At 30.4% G+C, this 5,561-nt stretch carries 5 protein-coding genes; all 5 read left to right on the top strand.

Annotation, left to right across the window (positions count from 1 at the left end; genetic code table 11):
* Positions 1–177: 177 nt before the first annotated feature.
* The 5 genes from RYK99_RS08610 (at position 178) to nadE (ending at position 5,021) form a co-directional block, all read left to right on the top strand.
* Positions 178–1,407, top strand: a complete 1,230-nt coding sequence (locus tag RYK99_RS08610) for an aminopeptidase (protein ID WP_314991819.1) — start codon at positions 178–180, stop codon at positions 1,405–1,407.
* 235 nt (positions 1,408–1,642) lie between these two features.
* Complete coding sequence (locus RYK99_RS08605) at positions 1,643–1,921, top strand: RNA-binding S4 domain-containing protein (protein WP_314991818.1); 279 nt, start codon at positions 1,643–1,645, stop codon at positions 1,919–1,921.
* Positions 1,905–2,516 carry a septum formation initiator family protein gene (locus RYK99_RS08600; protein ID WP_314991817.1) on the top strand — a complete coding sequence of 204 codons (612 nt, stop codon included), beginning with the start codon at positions 1,905–1,907 and terminating at the stop codon, positions 2,514–2,516. Before RYK99_RS08605 ends, RYK99_RS08600 begins: the two co-directional genes overlap by 17 nt.
* A 229-nt stretch (positions 2,517–2,745) precedes the next feature.
* Entirely contained in the window at positions 2,746–4,188 is a 1,443-nt protein-coding gene (locus tag RYK99_RS08595; protein WP_314991816.1) for a nicotinate phosphoribosyltransferase, read from the top strand.
* Positions 4,189–4,199: 11 nt separating this feature from the next.
* On the top strand, positions 4,200–5,021 hold the full coding sequence (gene nadE / locus RYK99_RS08590) for an ammonia-dependent NAD(+) synthetase (protein ID WP_314991815.1): 822 nt from the start codon (positions 4,200–4,202) through the stop codon (positions 5,019–5,021).
* Positions 5,022–5,561 lie beyond the last annotated feature (540 nt).

Below are 5,561 nucleotides of genomic sequence, written 5' to 3'. Positions count from 1 at the left end.
CAGGATTTACTCTTCTTTTTTTATATTTTGTCTCACATCAATTGTAACACTACACAGGAGGTTTCAAGTTCACTTGGAACCTTCTACTAATATTTTGTAAAAAGTGATATAATATATATTATTGAAATAAATTTAGCGATTATTTCAAAATTTAGTCTAAAAATCGAGGTAAATCATATGGATTTAAACACACAATTAAAAAAATATGCACAACTTATAGCAAAAGTTGGATTAAATATTCAAAAAAATCAACCAGTTTTTGTTAGAGCCAGTACAGAAACACGTGATTTTGTTGCTAAGGTAGTAGAAGCGTGCTATGAATTAGGGGCTAAAAGAGTCTCTGTAGAATGGCGTGATCAAGAGTTAACAAAATTACACTTGAATTATCAAACGGAAGAAACTCTAAGTACGGTAGGACAATGGTACATTGACAAATATCAAGATGAGCTAGATGAAGGAGCAGCATTCTTATCTATTATCGGAGATGATCCAGATGGATTAGCGGGAGTAGATAGTGCAAAGTTAAAAGCTTCTATGGTAGGTCGTTCTAAAGCGATGCGTAATTACATGAAATCTATCATGAGTGACGAATGCCCTTGGTGTGTTGTATCTGCTTCAACAGTTGGATGGGCGAAAAGACTATATCCTGAACTAGGTGATGAAGAAGCATACTTAAAACTTTGGGATCAAATCCTAAGTGCTTGTCGCTCAACTGGTGATGATCCAGTTGCAGATTGGGAAGAGCATATTAAAGTTCTAGATGAAAAAGCTAAATTCTTACATGAAAATGAATTGGTGAAACTACACATTACAAATGATTTAGGAACAGACCTATATGTAGGTCTTCCGAAAAACCATATTTGGCAAAGTGCCGGAAGTTATGCTAAAAAAGCTGATCGTTTTGTAGCTAATATTCCAACTGAAGAAGTATTTACGATGCCTCACAAAGATGAAACTAGTGGTATTGTATATAATGCAAAACCATTAAACTACGGTGGAGTACTAATTGATAATTTCTGGTTGAAATTTGAAAATGGTAAAGTAGTAGATTTCGGAGCAGAGCGTGGTTATGATGTTCTTAAGAATTTATTAGACACTGATGAAGGAGCAAGAAGAATTGGTGAAATGGCATTAGTTCCATTTGATTCTCCTATATCTAATACGAAAATATTATTCTTAGAAACATTATTTGATGAGAATGCAGCTTGTCATATCGCATTAGGAAAAGCATATCCAACATGTGTTAAAGGTGGTCCTGATATGACTGATGAACAATTAGCAGAAGCGGGAGCTAACGACAGTTTAATTCACGTTGATTTTATGATAGGTGAAGCGACAACAAATATTACTGGTTACACAGAAGATGGTAAAGAAATAGCTATTTTCAAAGATGGAAACTGGGCATAGTAGGATTATTCTACTCATGATAATAAAGTAGTTTGTTAAATCTTTAGTACTTTAACAAATGTAGAGAGCTGACTTAGAGGTATTGATTTCTATGGAATCAAGATTTCAAGTCGCTCTCGTTTTTTATTGGATAAAATAGCGGATTTTAAAATTTGAAATATTTATTGAGGATTTTATTTGCGAAAAGTAAGTAAATATGTGATAATAGAATGTACTAATGTTTAGGGGTGATTAAATGCGTTTGGATAAATTTTTAAAAGTATCAAGAATTATTAAGAGAAGAACAGTTGCTAATGAGATATCATCAGAAGGGCACATAGCTATTAATGGGAAAAAAGCAAAACCATCTAGTACTTTAAAAATAGGGGATAAAATTACTATTTATTTTGCGAAAAAAGAACTAGAGTACGAGGTGTTGGAATTAAAAGACAGCACTAAAAAAGAAGATGCAACAAAAATGTTTAAAATTCTTTCAGAAAAATCAAGAGAACTAGAAAATGAGAGAACAGAATAGCCAATTTAAAAAAGATGTGCTAAAAGCTAAGGCGAAATATAGAAAACGTCGTAAGTTTATTATATTAGTTATTATGACTTTTGCATTATCTGTAACATTGTTGCAAACATTTCTGTACATACGTGATAAAAAACAAATTAATTCTCAATTAGCAGAGCAGAATAAAATGATTGAAAATCTAGATAAAGAAAACAAAGTTAACGAGCTAGTGATTGATAAGTTAAAAGATCCATATTTTATTACTGACTTAGTAAGGCAAGAGTATGGTCTTAGTTACCAAGGTGAATTAATTTTTAATATTCCATTACAGGAGAACTTTCTTCAAGCTGCGATAAAATCTATTATGGATGGTAATTTGGAAAAAATTGAAGATAATAATGGACGAATTGATGATAGTAAAATTCCTGAGTTAGCGAAAAAAGATGATAAGAAAACTAATGATACGAAAAAAACTAGTGATACCAAGAAAACTGAAGATAAATCTTCTGATAAAGATGAAGAAGTCGCTAATAATAACAATGAGCAAAATCAAACTCAAGCTCAAAGAGCAACTAATAGAAATTCAAACACTAATAATCGAAGAAGTAACGGGTAATAATACTTGTTACTTCTTTTTTATATTGAGTAGAATTTTAAAAAATATTATAAAAAAATACTTTTCATTGTTAATAGTATGAATAGTTGATATACGTAATCTATAGGCATATAAGGATTAATTTAGTAGTATTTAATTATGTATATTTAAGTATAAATATTTGTTAAAAAGTTGTTAAAATGTTAATATATAGATAACAAATTTAATGATACATAAATCGGAGGGAATTATGAATAAATATCAAGGTGATGCATTGCATACCGACCTTTATCAAATTAACATGGGATATGCGTATTTCAAAGATGGAATACATGAGAGAAAATCATATTTTGATGTGTATTTTAGAAAGATACCGTTTGGTGGAGGATATGCAGTGTTCGCTGGACTTGCCAAAATTATTGATTATGTGAATTCGTTTGAGTTTTCAAAATCTGACATAGATTTTTTACGTGAATTAGGCTATGCAGAGGATTATTTAGACTACCTAAGTAAAATGAAGTTTACAGGAAATATTCGTTGTGTGAAGGAAGGCGAGATTGTTTTTGGTAATGAACCTCTTTTAAGAATTGAGGCACCTCTAATTCAAGCTCAAATTATGGAAACTGCAATATTAAATATAGTTAACTATCAAATACTTATAGCGACAAAAGCAGCTAGAATTAAGCACTTATGTCCAGATGAAGTTTGTATGGAGTTCGGAACACGTCGTGCTCATGAATTTGATGCAGCGATTTGGGGAACTCGTGCTTCTGTGATTGGAGGATTCGAAGCAACGAGTAATGTAAAAGCAGCGAAACTATTTAACATTCCATGTAGTGGAACGCATGCTCATTCATTTGTTCAAGCGTATGAGGATGAAGAAATTGCATTTAAAAAATATGCTGCGGCACATAAAGATTGTTATTTCTTAGTTGATACTTATGATACATTACGTTCAGGAATTCCGACAGCGATTAAAGTTGCAGATGAATTGAAAGATGAAATTAATTTCTTAGGTATTAGATTAGACTCAGGAGATATTGCATATCTTTCAAAAGAGGCAAGAAAAATGCTAGATGAGGCGGGATATCCGAATGCTAAAATAGTAGCTTCTAATGACTTAGATGAAGATACTATTACTCACCTTAAACAACAAGGTGCTAGAATTGATGCATGGGGTGTTGGAACTAAACTTATAACTGCTTACGATAATCCAGCATTAGGCGCAGTATATAAACTTGCATGTTTAGAAAATGCTAACGGAGAGATGATTGATAGATTAAAAGTTTCAGAAAATCCAGGTAAATTAACTATTCCAGGTATTAAAAAAGTCTATAGAATAATAAATAAAGATACAGGTATGGCAGCAGGTGACTATATTGCCTTAGAAAAAGAAGATGTAAGTGCAGAGCCAAGTATAAAATTATTCCACCCGACACACACATATTTAGAAAAAGAAGTTAAAAACTTTGAAGCGAGAGATCTACATGTAGATATTTTTAAAGATGGAAAACAAGTCTATGAAGTTCCAACAGTACAAGAAAGTGCGAGATACTTTAAAGAAAATAAAAAACTACTATGGAATGAGTACTTACGATTATTAAACCCTGAGTTCTATCCGGTGGATTTAAGTACAGAATGTTGGGAAAATAGAAATACAATATTAAAAAAAGTAACAAAAAAATCTAATTAATAGGTGAGAATATGACATTACAACAAGAAGTAATAAAAAAACTAAGATGTAAGGCTGAAATTAATGTTGATGAGGAGATTAGACTAACTATTAACTTTTTAAAAGACTACATTAAGAAAAATAGTTTTATAAGAAGTCTAGTTTTAGGTATATCAGGCGGACAAGATTCAACGTTGTGTGGTAAGTTATGTCAAATGGCTATTAATGAATTGAAAGAAGAAACGAGAGAAGAATATACTTTTATTGCAGTGAGACTTCCGTATGGTGAGCAATTTGATGAAGCCGATTGTAATGATGCATTACGATTTATAAATCCTGATAAGGTATATACAGTGAATATTAAAGATGCAGTAGATGCCAGTGTTAATTCATTAAAAATAGCAGGAGTAGACATTACAGATTTCGCTAAAGGGAATGAGAAAGCAAGAGAAAGAATGAAAGCTCAATATTCAATTGCTACAATGAATAAAGGTATAGTTGTTGGAACAGATCATGCAGCAGAAGCAATTACAGGATTTTTTACAAAACATGGTGATGGTGGAGCAGATATTGTACCATTATATAGATTAAATAAACGACAAGGTAAGGCGATATTAAAAGCTTTAGATTGTCCGGAACACTTATATTTGAAAAAACCAACTGCAGATTTAGAAGAAGATAGACCAGCTCTAGAAGATGAAGTAGCCCTTGGTGTAACATATGATAATATTGATGACTATTTAGAAGGTAAAAAAGTACCTGATGATATTAGAGAGATAATAGAAGGATACTATATAAAATCAGAGCATAAACGTAATCTTCCGGTTACAGTATTTGATTTTTACAATATATAGAAGAAAATAAAGCAGGTGAAAGAGGATACTATAGTAGATTAGTATTCTCTTTTACAATTATTGAATGATTAACTAATTAAAAAAAGAAAAATATTAAAAAATATGTTGACATAATCAAACTAGGATGATAGAATAGTAAAAGTCTTCTAATAGAGGATAACTATTTATACAAATTCTTTTTAAAAAAGTTTTAAAAAAAGCTTGACATAATTAGAACTAAATGATAGAATAGTTAAAGTCTTCTGATAGAGAAGACGAACAATAAAACATTTCAAAATAACAAATGTTAAGAAATTGAAAAAACTTCTTGACAAAAAGAAAAAGAAATGATAAAATAAAAAAGTCTTAAAGAAAAGACAAAACTTATTATTTCAACGAAGTAAACGGTTAAAAAGTTTTAAAAAATATAAAAAAACTTCTTGACAAACATTCGACGAAATGATAAAATAATTAAAGTCTTCTGATGAAGATAAAAAAACATTTTTAAAAAAAGTTTTAAAAAAGACTTGACAAAGAAATTTAAAAATGTTAAAATATAAA

It is taken from the genome of uncultured Gemella sp. (genome assembly GCF_963537375.1).
Taxonomy (GTDB): domain Bacteria; phylum Bacillota; class Bacilli; order Staphylococcales; family Gemellaceae; genus Gemella.
This window is presented reverse-complemented; position numbering and strand designations above follow the sequence as displayed.

What these genes read in the sequence shown, in the direction of transcription:
- RYK99_RS08610 (WP_314991819.1), top strand. Translation starts at nt 178, where the DNA reads ATGGATTTAAACACACAATTAAAAAAATATGCACAACTTATAGCAAAA.
- RYK99_RS08605 (WP_314991818.1), top strand. Translation starts at nt 1,643, where the DNA reads ATGCGTTTGGATAAATTTTTAAAAGTATCAAGAATTATTAAGAGAAGA.
- RYK99_RS08600 (WP_314991817.1), top strand. Translation starts at nt 1,905, where the DNA reads ATGAGAGAACAGAATAGCCAATTTAAAAAAGATGTGCTAAAAGCTAAG.
- RYK99_RS08595 (WP_314991816.1), top strand. Translation starts at nt 2,746, where the DNA reads ATGAATAAATATCAAGGTGATGCATTGCATACCGACCTTTATCAAATT.
- nadE (WP_314991815.1), top strand. Translation starts at nt 4,200, where the DNA reads ATGACATTACAACAAGAAGTAATAAAAAAACTAAGATGTAAGGCTGAA.